The organism is Hydrogenophaga sp. Root209 (genome assembly GCF_001428625.1).
In the GTDB taxonomy this organism is placed as follows: Bacteria; Pseudomonadota; Gammaproteobacteria; order Burkholderiales; family Burkholderiaceae_C; genus Hydrogenophaga.
Genome location: NZ_LMIE01000022.1, coordinates 109,372 through 127,756, shown reverse-complemented (window position 1 = coordinate 127,756; position 18,385 = coordinate 109,372). Strand labels below are relative to the sequence as shown.

Genomic DNA, 18,385 nt, shown 5'->3' with positions numbered 1-18,385 from the left:
CGGGAAAACCCGGGGGCCTTCATTGCCCCGGTATTTGTGTTCGGCATGCTCTCCGGGCCTGAAAGTCGGGGTGAGAACATGGATGGCTATCTACGTCAAGTCGGTATCGACCCGCATGCCCTGAGAAAACCCGGTCACCAAGGGGTGACGCCCATGCAATACGTGGCGCTTTTTTATGCCTTGCTCAACGACATGAAGGACGAGTGCATCGGGCTGTTCTCGCGCCCGTTCAAGCCCGGCAGCTTCGCGTTGACGGCGCGCGAGGGCCTCTCGGCCCACGACCTGCGGCGAGCGCTCAAGCGCATGAGCGCGGCGCTCAACCTGCTGCAGGACGACATCTTTTTCTCACTGCAGGTGAACGGCGACGAGGCCGCCATGCACATGGAGACCATCAACCCGGCCAGCCCCACGCCGGTGTTCGCGCAGGAAACCATGGTGCGTGTGCTGTGGCGCCTGGCCGCATGGCTGCTGAACAAGCCACTGCCCATCCGGCACTTCGATTTCACCTACGCCCAGCCCGAAACCGAAGAGGGCTACCACCTGGTGTTCCCCGCAACCAGGCGCTACGGGCAAGGCGCGTTTGGCTTCTGGTTCAGTGCATCGGAGCTGGACACACCGGTGAGCCGCGACGAGCCGGCCCTGCGGGTGTTCCTGACCGACGCGTACACGCAGGTCATCTCGCCGCCGCGTGACTTCGGCGCGGTGGCGCAAAAAGTGCGCAACCACCTGATGCGCAGCTACCCGCAATGGCCGTCGCTGGAAGCGGTGGCCGAACACCTGCACACCTCGCCCTCTTCGTTGCAGCGGCACCTTTCAGCCGAGCACACGTCGCTGCAATGGCTGAAAGACGACCTGCGGCGCGATCTCGCCATCTCGCGCCTGTCGTCATCGCGTGTATCGCTGGTGCAATTGGCGAGTGAGCTCGGGTTCAGCGACAGCCCGACGTTTCAGCGGGCATTCAAGAAGTGGACAGGCAAGCACTGTGGGGCCTACCGGAGGCGGTAGCCATGGTCTCTCGCCCGATCTGAGCCACCGGGCTCAGGCCGGCTCGCTCAGCTGGTTCCCCCAGCTCTCCACGGTTTCCTCGATCAGGCGGGCGACGATCTTGCTGGCCGGTGTGAGCTGCCCTTGTTTGGGCAGCGACAGGGTCACGTGGCGCCGGCAGTCGGGATTCACCACGCGTGCCGCCTGCAGGCGGCCGGAGCGCAGTTCGTCGGCAATGGAGAACGGGCCGAGCAGCGAGTACAGATGCTCGGTGTGGGCCACCAGCTCTTTTTGCACGCGCAAGGAGTCGGCTTCCACGTCGGCCTGCAGGGTGAATCCCTTGCCCCGCGCGGTTTCGTCGAGCACCGAGCGCCAGTGCGCCGGTCTGCGCGGCAGCACCAGGCGCAAGCCTTCCAGTTTGCTGAAGTCGACTGTCTCGTTTCGGGTGAGTGGGTCACCCGGGCGCGACACGAGGTAGGTGCCCACCGTCGCCAGGAGCTTTTCGTCGGGGCCCGCCGGCTTCTGGTAGCGGAACAACACGGCCATGTCCACACTGCCGGTGTCGAGCAGCGCGTCGAGCTCGCCACCCTGGCCCTCGCGGATGTTGAGCTTGATCTTCGGAAACCCGGCCTGCAGGCGCAGGTAGAGCCGGGTCATCAGCGGGTGTGCGGCCGAGGGCAGGATGCCGAGCTTGACTTCGCCCATCGGCACACCGGCATCGGTGCGGATGTCCGCCAGCAGTTGGTCGGTGTCGCGCACCCAGCCGCGCACGCGGGTCTCGATGTGCTGCCCCAGATCCGTCAGCACCACACCGCGCCCGGTGCGCCGGAACAACGCGCCCCCGCAGGCCGACTCCAGCTCGCTGATCTGGCGGCTGATATGGGATTGCACGGTCTGGCGTTGGGCGGCGGCCTTGGTGAAGCTGCCCAGTTCGGCCACCTCCAGGAAGAGTCGAAAGTCGTTCGGGTTCATGCCGTCTCCACAGATGTTGATATGCCAATCAAGGCATGTCTGAAATCTCAGATTGCATTCTATGCAGATGGCTGGAGGCTACCTAGACTCCACCCCCATCACCACCGCGCCGCGATGGACACACCACCGGAGAACCACCCGATGCGTTACGCAAGCTTTGAGACCCGTGGCCAGGCCAGCTACGGTCTGTTGGACGATTCAGGCCGCTACCGCCAGGCACCCGCCAGCTTCCAGGCGCGGTTCGCCGACCTGAAGGCCGTGATCGCGGCCGACGCCCTGGGTGGGTTGGCCGAGGCCGCCATGGCTTCGGGCGATTCGCTGACTGCCTCGCAGGTGCGCCTGCTGCCGGTGATTCCCAACCCGGGCAAGCTGATCTGCGTCGGCCTCAACTACAAGAGCCATGTGGCGGAGACCAAGCGCGCCGACAGCGAATACCCGTCGCTCTTCCTGCGCTTCAACGACAGCCTGGCCGCGCACGACGACGTGGTGCTGCGCCCCGCGTTCTCGGAGCGTTTTGACTGGGAAGGTGAACTCGCCTTTGTCATCGGCAAGGGCGGTCGGCACATTGCCAAAGAGAAGGCCTTCGAGCACATCGCCGGCTACGCCTGCTTCAACGACGTGAGCGTGCGCGACTGGCAAAAACACACCCACCAGTTCACGCCCGGCAAGAACTTCCCCGGCACCGCGCCGTTCGGCCCCTTCATGGTGGACCGCGCTTCCGTTCCCGATGTGACCGCGCTCACGCTGGAGACGCGCGTCAACGGTCAGGTGGTGCAGCACGCCAGTGTGGGTGACCTGATCTTCGACATTCCGACCATCGTGGCCTATGTGTCGCGCTTCACGCCGCTCTCACCCGGTGACGTGATCGCCACCGGCACCCCGGGCGGCGTGGGCGACCGCCGCGAGCCGCCGATGTACATGAAGGAAGGCGATGTGGCCGAGGTCGAGATCACCGGCCTGGGCGTGCTGCGCAACCGCATCGGCACCGACCACAGCGCCTCCTGAACGCACCCACACCGAGAGAAACACCCCATGAACAACCCACCCCAACTGCGGGTCGCCGTCGACATCGGCGGCACCTTCACCGACATGGCGGCTTTTGACGAAGCCACCGGCAAGCTGCTGTTCGGCAAAGCCCTGTCCACCCACGGCCAGCTGGTCAACGGCATCCAGGCCACGCTGGACAGCGCGAGCATCGACCTGAAAGACGGCAACCTGTTCCTGCACGGTTCCACCATCGCGATCAACACCCTGCTGGAGCGCAACGGCGCCAACACCGCGCTGCTGATCACCGAAGGCTTCCGCGACATCTACGAGATCGGCCGCGTCAACCGCCCCGATGCCTACAACCTCTTCTTCAACAAGCACCAGCCGCTGGTCAAGCGCTCGCTGCGCTTCGAAGTGGCCGAGCGCCTGCGCGCCGATGGCAGCACGCACAAGCCGCTGGACGAGGGCGCCGTGCGCGAACTCGCCAAGGAGCTGCGCGGCCAGGGCATCGAGGCTGTGGCCGTGCTGCTCTTGCATTCGTACCGCAACCCCGCGCACGAGCAGCGCGTGAAGCAGATCCTGCAGGAAGAACTGCCCGGCGCATTCGTCTGCGCCTCGCACGAGCTGAGCCAGGAATACCGCGAGTTCGAACGCGTCTCCACCGCCGTGGCCAACGCCTATGTCGGCCCGCGCGTCTCGGCCTACCTCGGCGAGCTGGAGCAGCACCTGAGCACCCAGGGATTCAAGGGCGACTTCTATGTCGTGCAGTCCACCGGCGGCCTGTTCCCCAGCGCCCATGCGCGGCGCGATTGCGTGCGCATGCTCGAATCCGGCCCGGCAGCGGGTGTGATCGGTGCCCAGGCGATCTGCGCGCAGCTCGGCATGGGCGACGCGATCGCCTTCGACATGGGCGGCACCACGGCCAAGGCCGGCGTGATCAGCGAAGGCCGGCCGCTGACGACGGGCTCGGCGCTCATCGGCGGCTACGAACGCGCCCTGCCGATCCAGATTCCCATGATGGACATCCACGAAGTGGGCACGGGCGGTGGCTCGATCGCTCGCGTGGAAACCGGCAACGCGCTGCGCGTCGGCCCGCAGAGCGCGGGCTCCATCCCCGGCCCGGTGGCCTATGGCCGTGGCGGCACCGAACCCACCGTGACCGACGCCAACCTGTTGCTCGGTCGCCTCGACGCCGACCACTTTCTCGGTGGTGAACTCAAGCTCGATCTGGCCGGCTGCCAGCGCCAGATGCAGGAACGCATTGCCGGCCCGCTGGGCCTGGAGCCGACCGCCGCGGCCGACGGCATCCTGCGCATCGCGGTGACGCAGATGTCGCACGCCGTGAAGGCGGTGACCACCGAGCGCGGCCTCGACGCCGGCAGTTTCACCATGGTGGTCTACGGTGGTGCCGGCCCGCTGCACGCGTCGGCCATTGCGCGCGAGCTGGGCATCCGCAAGGTGTTGATTCCGTATGCGCCAGGCTACTTTTCGGCCTACGGCATGTTGTTCTCCGACCGCCGCTACGACTACGTGCGCTCCGTGTTCCGCAAACTCGATGAAGTCTCGTTCGACGAGATCGAGGCGCTCTACAAGTCGATGGAAGACGAAGGCCGCGCGGCGTTGACGCAATCGGGCACCAAAGCAGAAGACGTGGTGATCGAACGCGCCGCCGACATGCGTTACGTGGGCCAGGAGCACGCCGTCACGGTGGACCTGCCCGGCGCCTTCTTCGTGGACAAGGACCGCTCGGCCATCAAGCGCCAGTTCGACGATCTGCACAAGGTGCGCTACGGCACCTCGGCGCCGAAGGAGCCGGCCGACCTGGTGAGCCTGCGCGTGACCGTGCTGGGCACCATGAAGAAACCGCCCAAACACAGCGTGGACACCGGAACCGCCACGCCTGATGCGGGCGCGGTGCGGGCCACCAAGCCGGTGTATTTCCGCTCCAGCGGCTGGGCCGACACCCCCGTCTACACCCGCGAATTGCTGCTGGCGGGCAACGCCATCGCCGGCCCTGCGCTGATCGAAGAACACGCCTCCACCACGGTGGTGCAGCCCGGCGACTCGCTGCGCGTGGACGAACTGGGCAACCTGCAAATCAACATCGGAGACGACCGGTCATGAAAACACAAGACATCCAGAACCCGGCAGTCGATGCGGTCACCGTCGAGATCATCCGCAATGGCCTCTACGCCGTGACGGAAGAGATGAAGACCAACCTCACGCGCACCGCCTACAACCTCATCATTTACGAGGCGCTGGACTTCACGGTGGGCCTGTTCACGAAAGAGGGCGACACCGTCTCCATCGGCCTGGGCCTGCCGATGTTCATCCGCGGCATGTCCGAGACCGTCAAGGCGAAGATCAAGCACTTCGGCGTTGACAACATCCTGCCGGGCGACATCCTCGTCACCAACGACGCCTACACCACCGGCAGCCACCTGAACCACTTCACGTTCACGATGCCGATCTTCCACGAGGGCCGGCTCGAAGGCTTCACCTGCTGCATGGCGCACTGGCTGGACGTGGGCGGCACGCTGGGCAACGTGACGACCGACATCTTCAGCGAAGGCATCCAGATCCCGATCCTGAAGTACCAGCGCGAAGGCGTGGTGAACCAGGACCTGATCGACATCATCGCGATGAACGTGCGGCTGGCCGAACGCGCGCTGGGCGACCTGCGCGCGCAGATCACGGCCATCACCACCGGCGAGCGCCGCTACGTGGAACTGCTGCAGCGCTACGGCGCCGACGCGGTGAACGCGTCGATCCGCCAGATCATGGATTCCAGCGAGGCCGTGGCCCGCAAAAACACGCTGTCGATTCCCGACGGCGTCTACGAAGCCGAGTCCTACATGGACGACGACGGCCTGGACATCGGCAAGCGCATCCCGATCCGCGTGAAGGTCACCGTGACCGGCGACGAGATGACGGTGGACCTGTCGGACGTGAGCAAGCAGGTGCGCGGCTTCTACAACTCCGGCTTCACCACCGGCATCGCCTGCGCGCAGGTGGCCTACAAGTGCCTGACCACGCCGACCGACTACCCAGTCAACGACGGCAGCTTCCGGTCATTGAAAGTGATCATGCCCATGGGCACGGTGATCAGCGCCGAGCGCCCCTACCCAATGCGCGTGTGGATGACCTTCCCGATGACGGTGATCGACACCATCTTCAAGGCGCTCGCGCCTGCGATTCCGAACCGGTCGATTGCCGGCCACCACGCCGATCTTGTGTTCCCCAACATCCACGGCATCTCGCCGGAGGACGGCCGCCTGTTCATCGTGGGCATCGGCCCGCTGGGCGGTGGCTGGGGCGCCAAGAGCACCGAGGACGGTGTGTCGGTCACGGTCTGCATCAACGACGGCGACACCCACAACAGCCCGACCGAGCAGCTTGAAGCGAAGTACCCGGTGCTGGTGGAGAAGTACGAGATCCGCCGTGACAGCGCCGGTGCCGGCCGCTACCGCGGTGGCCTCGGTGCCGAGATGGTGGTGCAGGCGCTCAGCCCCTTCACCGTGACCACCCGCATCGACCGCGTGCACTGCAAGCCCTGGGGCCTGGACGGCGGTGGCGACGCCATGGGCAACGGCCTGGCCGTGCGCCACAAGGGGGAGTGGAAGACCGATCACCTGAACGCGAAGATCTTCAACGTGCGGCTGGAGCGCGGCGACGCCTACAAGATGCTCTCGGGCGGTGGCGGCGGCTTCGGCAGCCCGCTGGACCGCGAGCTCGACAAGGTGGCGGAAGACGTGCGCGAGGGGTATGTGAGTGCCCAGGTGGCCCGCGAGGTCTACAAGGTGGCGCTCGATGGCCACGGCCAGGTGGACCACCCCGCGACGCAAGCGCTGCGCAGTGGCAAGGCCGCGGTCGCGGTCGAAGACGTGGCCTGGGACGGCCAGTGAGCACCGCCGTGGCCGACCCGCGCGCCGAGCGCCTCGCCAACCTGTGGAGCCGGCTCTCGGCCCAGCACGTGACCCTGGGCGCTGGCTGCGGTTGCATGGTGGGGGGCGTCAGCGTGTCGCTGGAAGACTTCGAACTCGACATCGCCGATTACCTCTGGGCCGAGGGTGAGCGCCTGGGCCAGACCGAGGTGGTGGCCTGGCTGCTGCAGCCAGGTCCTGTCGAACAACAGGTCAAACCGGTGATGACTCTTCTGACGCGCCTGGAAGAGGGCGAGGCCGATGAAGCCGTGGCCGACTGGCTGCTCACGCGTCTGGCGCGCACGCTCGACTCGTTCGCCAAGCTGCACGGTCCATCAAGCATCTGAGCGTCCGACCATGGCCTTCATCCTTCCCCGCACCGGCGACAACGCGGACCCCGGCATCCGCATCCCCATCACCGTGCTCACCGGTTTCCTGGGCAGCGGCAAGACCACGCTTCTCAACCGCCTGCTGCGCCAGCCTGACATGCACGGCACGGCAGTGGTCATCAACGAGTTCGGCTCGGTGGGGCTGGACCACGACCTGGTCGATCACACGCAGGAAAACATGGTGCTGCTGGCCAACGGCTGCATCTGCTGCACCGTGCGGGGCGACCTGGTCGAGGCCTTCGAGCGCCTCGCACAAAGCCGCGAGGCCCAGCGCGGTGCGCTGCGCCATGTGGTGGTGGAGACCACCGGCCTGGCCGACCCGGCGCCCATCCTGCACACGCTCATGGGCGACCCTCGATTGGCGCGCCAATGGCGCCTGGCCGGCGTGGCCTGCACGGTGGATGCCTTCAACGGCATGAGCACGCTGGACCAGCACACCGAAGCGGTGAAGCAGGCTGCGGTGGCCGACCGGCTGCTGCTGACCAAGTCCGATCTGGTCACGCCCGAGCAGTTGGCGCCGCTCCTGGATCGTTTGCGTAGCATCAACCCACTGGCGGCTCTGACGACAGCGCCCGATGACGCGCTGGAGGCTTTGCAAGGGTTGCTGGACCGCACCACCGCTGCGGCCCTGACACCGCTGTCACAGAACAAGGAGCGGTCCCACTTTTTCCCGCTGAGCGCGCCAGGTGTGCACGACCCGAACCGGCACGACGACCACATCCGTGCACACGTCATCGTGCGTGAACAGGCGCTTTCGCGCGAAGGCTTCATGGCCTGGCTGGACATGATCGCGGCCCTGCGCGGCGACGACCTGCTGCGTGTCAAAGGCATCGTGCAGCTCGCCGACGATCCGGAGCACCCGATGGTGATCCACGGCGTTCAGCACCTCTTCCATCCGCCCGAAACCCTGTCGCGCTGGCCGAGCGACGACCGGCGCACCCGCATCGTGTTCATCACCCGAAACATGGACGCCGAGGACATCGAGGCGACCCTGAGCATTTTCGAGAGACGCCGCACCCGCGGCCCGCGCCCTGCCCAACCCGTTTGAATGTCACAAGGAGACAAAACCATGATGAAGAAACTGATCGCCTGCGCCGTGCTCGGTGCCTGCAGCCTCTCGCCCGCGCTCGCCCAAGGCAAATTCCCTGACGGCATGCTCAAGCTGGTCGTTCCGTTCGCCGCCGGCGGCGGCGTGGACCAGGCGGCCCGTCTGCTCGGTCGGCAGTTGCAGACCGACCTGGGCGTGTCGGTCATCGTCGAGAACAAGGGGGGCGCCAGCGGCACCATCGGCGGCAAGGCGGTGCAAAGCGCACCCGCCGACGGCATGACCCTGTTGTTCTCCGCCGCCACCCACGTGCTGGCCCAGCAGGTGCTGGCCAACCCGCCTTACGACCCGCAGACAGATTTCGAACCCGTTGCGCGTGTGGGTGAAGCCCCGCTGCTGCTGGTGGTGCCGCCCAATGCACCGCAGAAAACGCTGAAGGAAGTGCTGGATGCGGCCCGCCAGAACCCCGACAGGTGGACGGCGGCCCTGCCTGCGCTGGGCGCGCCCAGCCACCTGGCCACGCTGCTGCTGGCCAAACAGGGCAACGTCAAGCTCACCATGACGCCGTACCGCGGCACGGCACCCGCGCTGGCGGATGTGGCCGGTGGCCACGTGCAGTTGCTCATGGACTCCATCATTTCGCTGCAAGGCATGGCCAAGAGCGGCAAGGTCAAACCCATCGCCACCACCTCGGCCCAGCGCAGCAGCGTGGCACCCGACGTGCCCACGGCCGTGGAAAGCGGCTACCCCGGCATGGTCTACAACTCCTGGTACGGCGTGTGGGCGCCCAAGGGCACGCCGCAAGACCGGGTGCTGCTCCTGAACAAGGCCATCAACAAGGCCGTGGCCGAGCTGGCCAAGTCAGGGTCGTTCACGGCGCTGGGCATCCTGCCGGTGATCGAAAGTGCCGACCAGTTCCGCAAGTACGTTGCAGCCGACGTGTCTCGCAGTGCCGAGTTGCTCAAGGAGTCCGGTTTCAAGCCGGAATGACCCGATGCGGGACGCGCCGGGCGTTTTGCGCCCGGCTGTGTGGATTTGTAAATGCCTCCCGGAAAACGTAGTTCTTCACGCCTCCTGAACGAACAAGCGGTATAAAAACGTCAAATAAATCACACGTTAGTTGTAAAAAACTGACGGGCCGATGACCATAAAAGGTTCATCAACATAACGGTTTGACGACATCCGGGAGGGGGCGGCATGCATCGTTCAAGGGGCTTCCTGCGCCTGCGTCTGTTCGCGTTGCGGTGGTGAATCCATGGCCAACGTGCTGGCGGTTCACTCGGTCTGCAGTTCCATTGCGACCTTCCTGAACAACACCTACCCGGCCTCGACCAACGGCACCCCCATGCCGGCGTGCGACTTCGAAGTGCTGTCGTCGCAAGAGATGGCCAGCCCGCCGCCCGACGGCAGTCGCATCAGCCTCTACCTCTACCGCGCCACGGTCAACGAGCACAGCCGCCAGCAGCGGCCCTCGCGGGCACCACAGGCGCTGCCCGTGCCGCTCAGCCTGGATCTGCACATCCTGCTCTCGGCCTGGGGCAGCACCGCGCTGGACGAACACATCACCATGGCCTGGGCCATGCGGCAGTTGCACCTGCATCCGCTGCTCGACGCTTCGTCGCTGTCACCCGAACCCGCGTGGGACGCCGACGAGGTGATCCAGATCGTGCCGGCCGAGCTCTCCACCGAAGACATCATGCGTATCTGGGACGCGCTGGAGCCGTCCTACCGGCTCTCGGCGTCCTACATCGCGCGCACCGTGCGCCTGGACCCCGACGAGTTGCCCGAGGCCCGGGCGGTGGTGTCCAGCCGCACCAGCTACAGCGCGGGGTTGGCCTCATGACGCTGCTGCTCCACGCCCGTGAAGTCGAACGCGTGGAGCGCCGCGTGCTCGGTGCCTTGCGCTGTGTGGACGCCACCACCGGCGCGCCCCTGGAGCAGACCCTGCGCGTCGAGGCGCCCGCGGGCGCGCGCATCCAGCGCAACCGCAGTGGCCTGCTGGTCATCCACGAATGGCGGCCGCTGGCGCACCACGCGGCCGCGTTTGCCAGCCCGCCGGGCGATGTGCCGGTGGGCTCGCTGGCGCTCATGCTCACCCTGTCCGACCCGCTGGGCCACTACCTGCCGCGGCTGGTGCGGGTGGACCTGCCGCGCGACGCCAACCCGGCCAACGCCGACCAGCCCGGCTCGGTGTTCCGCCCGATCACCGTGCCCATGTACCCCTCGGCCACGGGCCGTGTCGGCTCCAACTGGGCGTGCGTGAGCGTGAGCGTGTTCGAGCCCGGCAGTGGCGATGCGTTGGGTGGTGTGCTGCTGCGTGTGGTGGCCGCCGGTGCCGTGCGCGCGATGGGTTTGTCGGACTGGCGCGGTGAAGCGCTGGTGCCGGTGGCCGGCGTTCCCGTGACCACCTGGTCCACCGAACCGGGCGATGTGATCGTCACGCAAATCCAGGCCGAACTGCAGGCCGTGGTCGATCCGGCGAGCGTCACGCGCACGCCGCAGGCCGTGCTGCAGCTGGGGCGTGCGCCCGCCGTCCTGCCGCTGGTGGACCCGGTGGCCATTGAAGCAGCGCGCGCGGGCCTCCCGCAGGCCAGCGTGCTGGTCAACCTGGCGGCCGGTCGACCGCTGCATGTTTCCCTCGGGGTGGATCTGCCTTGAGGACCCACGCGATGTTCCCACCCGCACTTCACAAGGAGAACCACCATGCCTGAATACCTCGCGCCAGGCGTTTACGTCGAAGAAACCAGTTTCCGCGCCAAGAGCATCGAAGGGGTGGGCACCAGCACCACCGCGTTTGTCGGGCCCACCCGCAAAGGGCCTTACCGGGTGGATGACGACACCCCCGAGTCGCCCGAGCTGCTCACCAGCTTTGGTGACTTCGAGCGCATCTACGGGGGCTTTGCCGACCTGTCGCTGGGCACCGGCGTGCCGGGCACCAACTACCTGGCGCATGCCGTGCGGGCGTTCTTCAACGAAGGTGGCTCCCGGCTGTATGTCTCGCGCGTGGTGGGGGCCGATGCGGCGGTGGCCGCGGCCGAGGTGATGGCCGGCACTGACGAGGGTGTGGGATTCGTGGCGCGCTTTCCCGGCGCGGCGGGCAACGGTCAGGTCGTGGTGCGCGAAGCGGCCTCACCGGCATCGGAAACCACGCTCAACAACGCGCCGCCCGGCAGCCTGGTGCGCGACACCGTGTCAGGCACCGGAGCCTTGCTGGTGCGCGTGGGCAACACCTGGCGGCCAGCGGCCAACCTGGCGGGTGATGCGGTCACGCAGGCCGACGTGCTCGCGGGCGCACCGCAATTGCTCACCGTCTCGGTGCAGACCATCGACGGCGACGGCAACAGCCTGAGCTTTGATGACATGGGCCTGACCAACACGCACCCGCGCTGGATCGGCCACGTGATGTCGGCCACCCCCTCGCGGCGCAGCGACCACCTGCAAAACTTCTACGCCGTCAACGTGGGCGCGGGGGTGTCCCCGTCGGAGCTGCACGCCGGTTTGTTCAATGGCGCCACCAACAACGCCGCCGGCCAACCCGAGCGGGTCTGGACGCTCACCGGCGGCGCCGACGGCGCCGAGCCCACGCCCGCCGACTACGCGCTCGCGCTCTCCGAGATCGCTTCGCTCGAAGATGTGTCCATCGTCGCCGCGCCCGGCAGTTCGGCGTACGGCGTGGACGATGAAGACAACCCGCAGGCCATCGCCAGCGCGCTGATCGCGCACGCCGAAGGCCGACGCGCCTACCGCATCGCCGTGCTCGACACACCGCCCGAACTGCTGCCCACCACGGCACGCACCTACCGTGGGCTCTTCGATTCCAAGTACGCGGCCATGTACTTCCCGTGGGTGGTGGTGTCCAACCCGCTGGCGCGCCCGGGCCGTGAAGACATTCCGAAAGAGATCGCGCTGCCACCCTCGGGTTTCATGAGCGGCATCTACGCGCGCAACGACGTGCAGCGCGGCGTGCACAAGGCGCCGGCCAACGAGGTGGTGCGCGGCGCGCTGCGCTTCGAGATCGACGTGAACTTCGCGCAGCAGGAAATGCTCAACCCGGCCGGCGTCAACTGCCTGCGTTTCTTCAGCGGGCGCGGCAACCGCGTGTGGGGCGCGCGCCTGGTCTCCAGCGACCCGGAGTGGAAATACGTCAGCGACCGGCGCTACTTCAACTACCTCGAAGCGTCGATCGACCGCAGCACCCAGTGGGCCGTGTTCGAGCCCAACGGCGAGCGCCTGTGGGCCAACATCCGCCAGACCGTGGCCGACTTTCTCTACAACGAGTGGCGCAGCGGCGCGCTGCTCGGCACCACGCCCGACGAAGCCTTCTTCGTGCGCTGCGACCGCAGCACCATGACGCAGAACGACCTGGACAACGGCCGTCTCATCTGCCTGATCGGCGTGGCCATCATCAAGCCGGCCGAGTTCGTGATCTTCCGCATCGGCCAGAAAACGGCCGACGCCCGCGAGTGAATCCCCTCTTCAGGAGCTGAACCATGGCCAACCGCACCACGCCCTACGGCGCCTTCAACTACCTCGTCAACTTCGACGGTGGCGAGGTCTTTGGCGGCTTCTCCGATGTCAGCGGCATCGGCACCGAAGTCACCGTGGCCGAGTACCGCAACGGCAACGACCGCGAGAACCACGTGCGCAAGGTCGCCGGCATCCACAAGGTGTCCGACGTGACCCTGAAGCGCGGCATCCTCAACAGCAAGACGCTGTTCGACTGGATCAGCCAGACCCGCACGCAGGGCCCGGCCGCGCAGCGCAACGTGACCATCACCCTGCTCGATGAGGCGCACACGCCCGTGCAGACCTGGGTGCTGCGCGGCGTGATCCCGATGAAATACACCGGGCCCACGCTGGCTGGCAAGGGCGGGGGAGACGTGGCCATGGAAGAGATTGCGCTCTCCGCTGAAGCGCTCGAAATCACCGTCTGAAGCAACCCGGACAGACCCCCATGAGCCTCCTTTTCGAAACCGCCGCACCCGCCCTGCGCACCGCGCCCGAGCGCGCCGACGTGGCGTGCTTCGTGGGCTTTGTGGCGCGCCGGCGCGAGCAGCCGCTGCCCATGTCGGTGCGCCGCCAGCTCATCGACGCGGGCTGGGTGCACGGGCCGTGGCGCAAGGGCGCCGACGCGCTGGAGGCGCTGGACAACGTGCCGGTGGTGATCGACAGCTGGGCCTTGTTCGACCGCCTCTTTGCCTGGGACGAGCGGCCTTTGGGCCGCGCGCCCGATGCGGTGAGCGGTGAACCGGCGCACTGCGCCACCTACCTCGGTGCGGCCGTGCGCAGTTTCTTTGCGCGCGGTGGCCAGCGCGCGGTGGTCGTGCGCGTGGGCGACCCCTGGCCGTTTCTGGAGTCGGCCTCCAACCGCGCTGCCAAACGCCGAGCGCGCCTCGCCCGGCTCATTCCCGGCTTCAGCGACCGCGATCAGGTGGGCGAGGTGTTCGAGCCCATGGACCCACGCACCTGGCGCGGCATCGGCCATGTGGTGGGACTCTCGGACGCCAGCGTGTTGTGCCTGCCCGATCTGCCCGACGCGTGCGCCACCGAACCCCTGGCGCCCTCGGTGACCGTGCCGCTGGTGCCGCCGCCCGAAGGCTTTGTGGAGTGCAGCCCCGACGAACCGCCGCTGCCCCAGGACGCGGGCCTGCGCGCCCTGTACGCGCCGCGCCTGGACGGTCCGGGCTACGGGCCGTGGCGCGTGGCGGTGGCCAGCGTGCGGGCGTTTCTCGCGCGGCACCAGCGCGAGATGCTGTTCGTCGGCGCGCTGCCTTTGCCGCGTGAAGACGCACGCCGGCCGGTGAGCGACGGTGGCGTGCACGCGCACAACGACATGCTGGCTTTTCTGCGGCGCAGCGGCGTGCTGGAGGCCGAAGGCAGCGTGGACGCGAGTGGCCTGTCGATCGCCAGCGCCTTCGTGCAACTGGCCTACCCGTGGCTGGCCACGCGCGCGGCGCTTGACCTGCCTGAAGGCCTGGAGCCACCCGATGGCGCTCTGGCCGGCCTGATCGCCCGCAGTGCGCTGGCGCGCGGTACCCACGCCAGCGTGGCGGGTGAGCACTCCATGCCGGCGCTGCGCGACCTGCACAGCGCCGAGCCGCTGCCGGGCTGGGGCGCCGGCCCCCAGTCGCCCAGCGCGCGGCTGGCCGAGCGCGTGTGTCTCTTCACCCAGCAGGCCGGTGGCTGGGCGCTGCAGTCGGACGTGACCACCACGCCCGATGCGGCCTGGCGCAGCGGCGGTGTGAGCCGCCTCATGGCCACGCTGCTGCGCGCGGCGCGCCTGCGCGGGCAGAGCGTGCTGTTCGACGGCAACGGCCCCCAGACCTGGGCGCGGCTGGAGCGCAGCTTTGAAGAACTGCTCAAGGGCTTCTGGCGCGTGGGTGCACTGGCCGGCGCCACACCCGAAGAGGCCTTCAGCGTGCGCTGCGACCGCAGCACCATGACGCAGCACGACCTGGACAACGGGCGTCTCGTGACCGAGATCACCGTGCTGCCGGCGCACAGCATCGAGCGCATCACCGTGGTGCTGGCCCTGGCCGCGGCCGGCGTGGGCCAGGCCAGCGTGCGGGAGGCCGCGTGATGGCCATCGGCGCAGCGTTCTCCGCCAGCGCCTCGGCCCAGGTGTCGATCGGTATCGGTGCGGGCGCACGGCCGTCCTCCGCGCCGCTCATTCCGTTTCGTTTCCAGGTGCGGTTTCGCCAGTCGGGGGCGGGCACGGGCCAAGGCAACGATGTGGACATGTGCCAGGGCGCCTTTGCCGAATGCACCGGCCTGGAAGCCACCATGGAGCCCAAGGTGATCCGCAGCGGCGGCGTGAACCACGGCGCATTCCAGCGCGCGGGCCAGGTGACGCACGCCACCGTGATCCTCAAGCGCGGCATGACCGACAACCGCCACCTCTGGAAGTGGTTCGCCCTGGTCTCCGGCGGCGACTATGCCGCGCGCATGGACGTGGACATCGACATGCTCGATGGCGCCGGCACCAAGGTGATGACCTGGTCGCTCGCGCGCTGCATGCCGGTGAAGTTCAAGGCCGCCGACCTCAACGCCCGCGCCACCGAGGTGGCGGTGGAAGAGCTGCACCTGGCGCACGAGGGCCTCACCCTCGGTTTTCCCAAGGCCTGAGCATGACCGAACGCACCATCGCCGTCGCCGAGTTCAAGACGCTGAGTCCGGCGCCCGAGACCGTGGTGAAGGTGCACTTCAACCCGGCCTCGCTGCAGTACACCGTGTCGAACACGCTCGGCCCCGCCGGTCAGGGCGCGGGCAGCCGCCAGTACGTGAGCGCCACCGTGGCCAAGCTCACCATGGACCTGGTGTTCGACACCACCGCTGAAAACCTGGGCGGCGAGGTGCAGGGCGGTGAAGACGTGCGCGGCACCACCGACAAGATGGCGCAGATGCTCAAGCCCTTTGGCGGCGAGAACGAGAAGACGCCGCCGCGCGTGGAGTTCAGCTGGGGTGCCTACCGCTTCGTGGGCACGGTGGAGCAGTACAAGGAAACGCTGGACCTGTTCTCGCACGACGGCGTGCCGCTGCGCGCGGGCATCAACCTCACGCTGTCCAGCGACGCCCCCAATTTTGAAAGCGCCAGCGCGCCAGCATCGTCTGCTGATCGCGCAGGCGGTGCATCGTCCATGGAGGTCCCAGGCGGGGCCGGCCCGTCGGGCGTGGCCGCGGCTGGCGGCGATCCACGCGCGGCGCGGGCCGTGGCGAGCGCCAACGCCTCGGCCAGTTTGCGCTTTGGCGGCAGTGCCTCGCTGCTGGTCGATGCGAATGTGTCGCTCGGAGCGCCGGCGGCGTTTGCATCGGCGTCGCTGTCGGTGGGCGCTGGGGCCGGTGTGGGCATCGGTGTCGGTGCGGGTGCAGGGGTGGGCATCGGCGCCACGGCCGGCGCCGCCTTTGCCGGCCTGCGCACCGGCGCGGGTGGCGGCGCATCGCTGCCCAACGCGCAGGCCCTGCTGCCCCCGGCGCAAGCGCGCACCGGCGCCACCGGTTTCGCACCGGGCGGCATGGCGCGCGGTTCGGGCGCGGGCAGTCTGGGGACCGACGTGGGCGCCGCCGCCGACCTGCAGGCCCGCATCGCTTTTGACTGAACGACTCGGGGAGACACACATGCCCATCACCTTCGAAGAAGTCACCGCCGAGGTGCCGGCCGATCGGCCCGCCCCACCCACCGCGCAGGCGAGCGAAGCCACCTCACCCGAGGACCCGCGCCAGTTGGAGGCGCTGCAGCGAGCGCTGGACCTGCGCACGGAGCGCGACCGACGCCTGCAGACCGACTGAGCGCCACCAACACGTCAACACCATGAGCGAAACCGCCCTCAGCCGACAAGCCCTCTACAGCGCGCGTCCCACGCTGCGGCTGGGTGGTCAGGCCGATGTGCGCTTGTCCAACCTGCTGGTCGCCATGCGCATGGACGAAAGCGAAGGCGGCATGAGCCGACTGGAGCTGCGCCTGTCCAACTGGGTGGGCACCACGGCGGGCGGCACCGAGCAGGCCTTCGGTGCGCAGTCCGAGCTGAAGCTGGGCGCCGAACTCGCGGTGTACGCGGGGGACGTGCAAGCCCCGGTGGAGGTGTTTCGCGGCAAGGTCAGTGCCATCGAGTTGTTGTTCAGCATGGGCGGCGCACCCGAGATCACGGTGCTGGCTGAAGACGCGCTGCAGGCCGCGCGTCTGGCCCGGCGCAGCAAGACCTACACCGACATGTCCCCCGCCGACGTGGTGCGCGAGGTGGCCGACGCGCTCAACCTGCGGCCCACCATCACCGGCCTCACCAGCCCGACCGACACCTGGGCGCAGATCAACGAGAGCGATCTCGCCTTTCTGCGGCGGCTGCTCGCGCGCTTCGACGCCGACCTGCAGATCGTGGGCGACGAGCTGCAGGTGGCGCCGCGCGGTGACGTGGCGCGTGGCGAGGTGGAACTCGCGCTGTTCGGCCAGCTCATGCGCGCCCGCGTGATCGCCGATCTGTCGCAACAGATCACCGCCACCAGCGCGGCAGGGTGGAACCCGGTGGACGGCAGCGCGGTGAGCCATGAGGCCACGCAGATCACACACAGCGGGCCGGGCAGTGGACGCAGCGGGTCGTCGTGGCTCGATGAAGCGTTCGGCCCACGCCCTGAGCACATCGGCCACCTGGCGGTGAGCAGCGATGCCGAAGCCCAGGCGGTGGCCCAGACCGCATACGACCAGCGCGCACGCCGCTTCGTGCGGATCGAAGGCCTGAGCGAAGGCAACCCGGCCATCCGCGTGGGCACCACGGTGTCGGTCACGGGGCTCTCGCCGCAGTTCGACAACCGCTACTTCGTGTGCGCCGCCTCGCACCTTTACGACCAGACGGCGGGCTACCGCACCGAGTTCAGCGGCGAGTGCGCGTTCCTCAGGGAGGGCGCATGAAACGCGATGCGCTGCTGGAGCGGCCTGCGGGCTGGCTGCAGGCCGGCGCGCTGGCGCTGGTGGTCTCGCTCGACGACCCCGAGCGCCGCAACCGCGTGCAGGTGCGCCTGCTCGCGCACGACGGCGTGACCGACCAGGACGCGCCGCTGTGGGCGCGCGTGGTGGCGCCGTTCGCCGGCAACGACCGGGGCTTCTTCTTCCTGCCCGACGTGGACGACGAGGTGCTCGTGATCTTCATGAACGGCGATGCGCGCCACCCGCTGATCATCGGCGGGCTGTGGAACGGCAACTCGCCATCACCGGCCGATCTGGCCAATGGCGAACACCGCACCAAGCGGCTGAAGTCGAAGAACGGCGTGGCCATCACCATCCTCGACGAGGACGGGCAGGAAACCCTGACGCTGGAGACGCCCGGTGGCCAGACCGTCACGCTGCAGGACGGGCCGGGCTCGATCACGCTAGCAGACGCCAACGGCAACCGCGTGGTGATGGACACGGCAGGCATCGCGGTGGAAGCCGCGGCCAAGGTGAAGGTGACCGCCGCGCAGGTGGAGGTGAGCGCGGGCATGGTCAAGGTCGATGCGGCCATGTCCACTTTCTCCGGCATGGTGAAGTGCGACGTGTTGCAGACCAACGCCGTCATCTCCGCCAGTTACACGCCGGGCGCAGGCAACATCTGGTGACG

General features: G+C 67.9%; 18 protein-coding genes. 17 read left to right on the top strand and 1 reads right to left on the bottom strand.

Annotation, left to right across the window (positions count from 1 at the left end; translation table 11 throughout):
* The first annotated feature begins 78 nt into the window (after window positions 1–78).
* Complete coding sequence (locus ASE11_RS12115) at window positions 79–1,005, top strand: AraC family transcriptional regulator (RefSeq protein WP_162258041.1); 927 nt, start codon at window positions 79–81, stop codon at window positions 1,003–1,005.
* Between the two features lie 33 nt (window positions 1,006–1,038).
* On the opposite strand, the gene ASE11_RS12110 is transcribed toward ASE11_RS12115, so the two are convergent.
* Window positions 1,039–1,956 carry a LysR family transcriptional regulator gene (locus tag ASE11_RS12110; RefSeq protein ID WP_056271363.1) on the bottom strand — a complete coding sequence of 306 codons (918 nt, stop codon included), beginning with the start codon at window positions 1,954–1,956 and terminating at the stop codon, window positions 1,039–1,041.
* A 141-nt stretch (window positions 1,957–2,097) separates the two neighbouring features.
* On the opposite strand from ASE11_RS12110, the gene ASE11_RS12105 reads away from it, so the two are divergent.
* From ASE11_RS12105 to ASE11_RS12035, 16 genes are all read left to right on the top strand, one after another.
* A complete protein-coding gene (locus ASE11_RS12105) occupies window positions 2,098–2,961 on the top strand; it encodes a fumarylacetoacetate hydrolase family protein (protein ID WP_056271360.1) in 864 nt (287 codons plus the stop codon).
* A gap of 27 nt (window positions 2,962–2,988) precedes the next feature.
* Window positions 2,989–5,067 (top strand): hydantoinase/oxoprolinase family protein, encoded by a 2,079-nt coding sequence (locus ASE11_RS12100; protein WP_056271357.1) that lies wholly within the window; start codon window positions 2,989–2,991, stop codon window positions 5,065–5,067.
* A complete protein-coding gene (locus tag ASE11_RS12095; protein WP_056271353.1) occupies window positions 5,064–6,848 on the top strand; it encodes a hydantoinase B/oxoprolinase family protein in 1,785 nt (594 codons plus the stop codon). Before ASE11_RS12100 ends, ASE11_RS12095 begins: the two co-directional genes overlap by 4 nt.
* Entirely contained in the window at window positions 6,845–7,213 is a 369-nt protein-coding gene (locus ASE11_RS12090) for a hypothetical protein (RefSeq protein WP_056271350.1), read from the top strand. The genes ASE11_RS12095 and ASE11_RS12090 overlap by 4 nt, the downstream gene beginning before the upstream one ends.
* A 10-nt stretch (window positions 7,214–7,223) precedes the next feature.
* The gene (locus ASE11_RS12085; RefSeq protein WP_056271347.1) at window positions 7,224–8,303 is read left to right on the top strand and encodes a CobW family GTP-binding protein; all 1,080 of its coding nucleotides are present in this window, start codon (window positions 7,224–7,226) and stop codon (window positions 8,301–8,303) included.
* A 21-nt stretch (window positions 8,304–8,324) separates the two neighbouring features.
* Window positions 8,325–9,290, top strand: coding sequence for a Bug family tripartite tricarboxylate transporter substrate binding protein (locus ASE11_RS12080; protein ID WP_414842448.1), 966 nt, complete (start codon window positions 8,325–8,327; stop codon window positions 9,288–9,290).
* A 265-nt stretch (window positions 9,291–9,555) separates the two neighbouring features.
* Window positions 9,556–10,143: a DUF4255 domain-containing protein gene (locus ASE11_RS12075; RefSeq protein WP_056271341.1), complete on the top strand. Its 588-nt coding sequence runs from the start codon at window positions 9,556–9,558 to the stop codon at window positions 10,141–10,143.
* Window positions 10,140–10,958, top strand: coding sequence for a hypothetical protein (locus ASE11_RS12070; RefSeq protein WP_056271338.1), 819 nt, complete (start codon window positions 10,140–10,142; stop codon window positions 10,956–10,958). Before ASE11_RS12075 ends, ASE11_RS12070 begins: the two co-directional genes overlap by 4 nt.
* A 45-nt stretch (window positions 10,959–11,003) precedes the next feature.
* Window positions 11,004–12,767, top strand: coding sequence for a phage tail sheath family protein (locus ASE11_RS12065; RefSeq protein WP_056271334.1), 1,764 nt, complete (start codon window positions 11,004–11,006; stop codon window positions 12,765–12,767).
* Between the two features lie 23 nt (window positions 12,768–12,790).
* Window positions 12,791–13,234, top strand: a complete 444-nt coding sequence (locus ASE11_RS12060; protein ID WP_056271331.1) for a phage tail protein — start codon at window positions 12,791–12,793, stop codon at window positions 13,232–13,234.
* Between the two features lie 20 nt (window positions 13,235–13,254).
* Window positions 13,255–14,880, top strand: coding sequence for a phage tail protein (locus ASE11_RS12055; RefSeq protein WP_056271328.1), 1,626 nt, complete (start codon window positions 13,255–13,257; stop codon window positions 14,878–14,880).
* Window positions 14,880–15,425 carry a phage tail protein gene (locus ASE11_RS12050; protein WP_082585695.1) on the top strand — a complete coding sequence of 182 codons (546 nt, stop codon included), beginning with the start codon at window positions 14,880–14,882 and terminating at the stop codon, window positions 15,423–15,425. The genes ASE11_RS12055 and ASE11_RS12050 overlap by 1 nt, the downstream gene beginning before the upstream one ends.
* Window positions 15,426–15,427: 2 nt before the next feature.
* Complete coding sequence (locus ASE11_RS12045) at window positions 15,428–16,396, top strand: hypothetical protein (protein WP_056271324.1); 969 nt, start codon at window positions 15,428–15,430, stop codon at window positions 16,394–16,396.
* A 19-nt stretch (window positions 16,397–16,415) separates the two neighbouring features.
* Entirely contained in the window at window positions 16,416–16,586 is a 171-nt protein-coding gene (locus tag ASE11_RS25855) for a hypothetical protein (RefSeq protein WP_156406334.1), read from the top strand.
* 22 nt (window positions 16,587–16,608) lie between these two features.
* Entirely contained in the window at window positions 16,609–17,700 is a 1,092-nt protein-coding gene (locus ASE11_RS12040) for a phage late control D family protein (protein WP_056271321.1), read from the top strand.
* Complete coding sequence (locus tag ASE11_RS12035; RefSeq protein WP_056271318.1) at window positions 17,697–18,383, top strand: phage baseplate assembly protein V; 687 nt, start codon at window positions 17,697–17,699, stop codon at window positions 18,381–18,383. The genes ASE11_RS12040 and ASE11_RS12035 overlap by 4 nt, the downstream gene beginning before the upstream one ends.
* Window positions 18,384–18,385 lie beyond the last annotated feature (2 nt).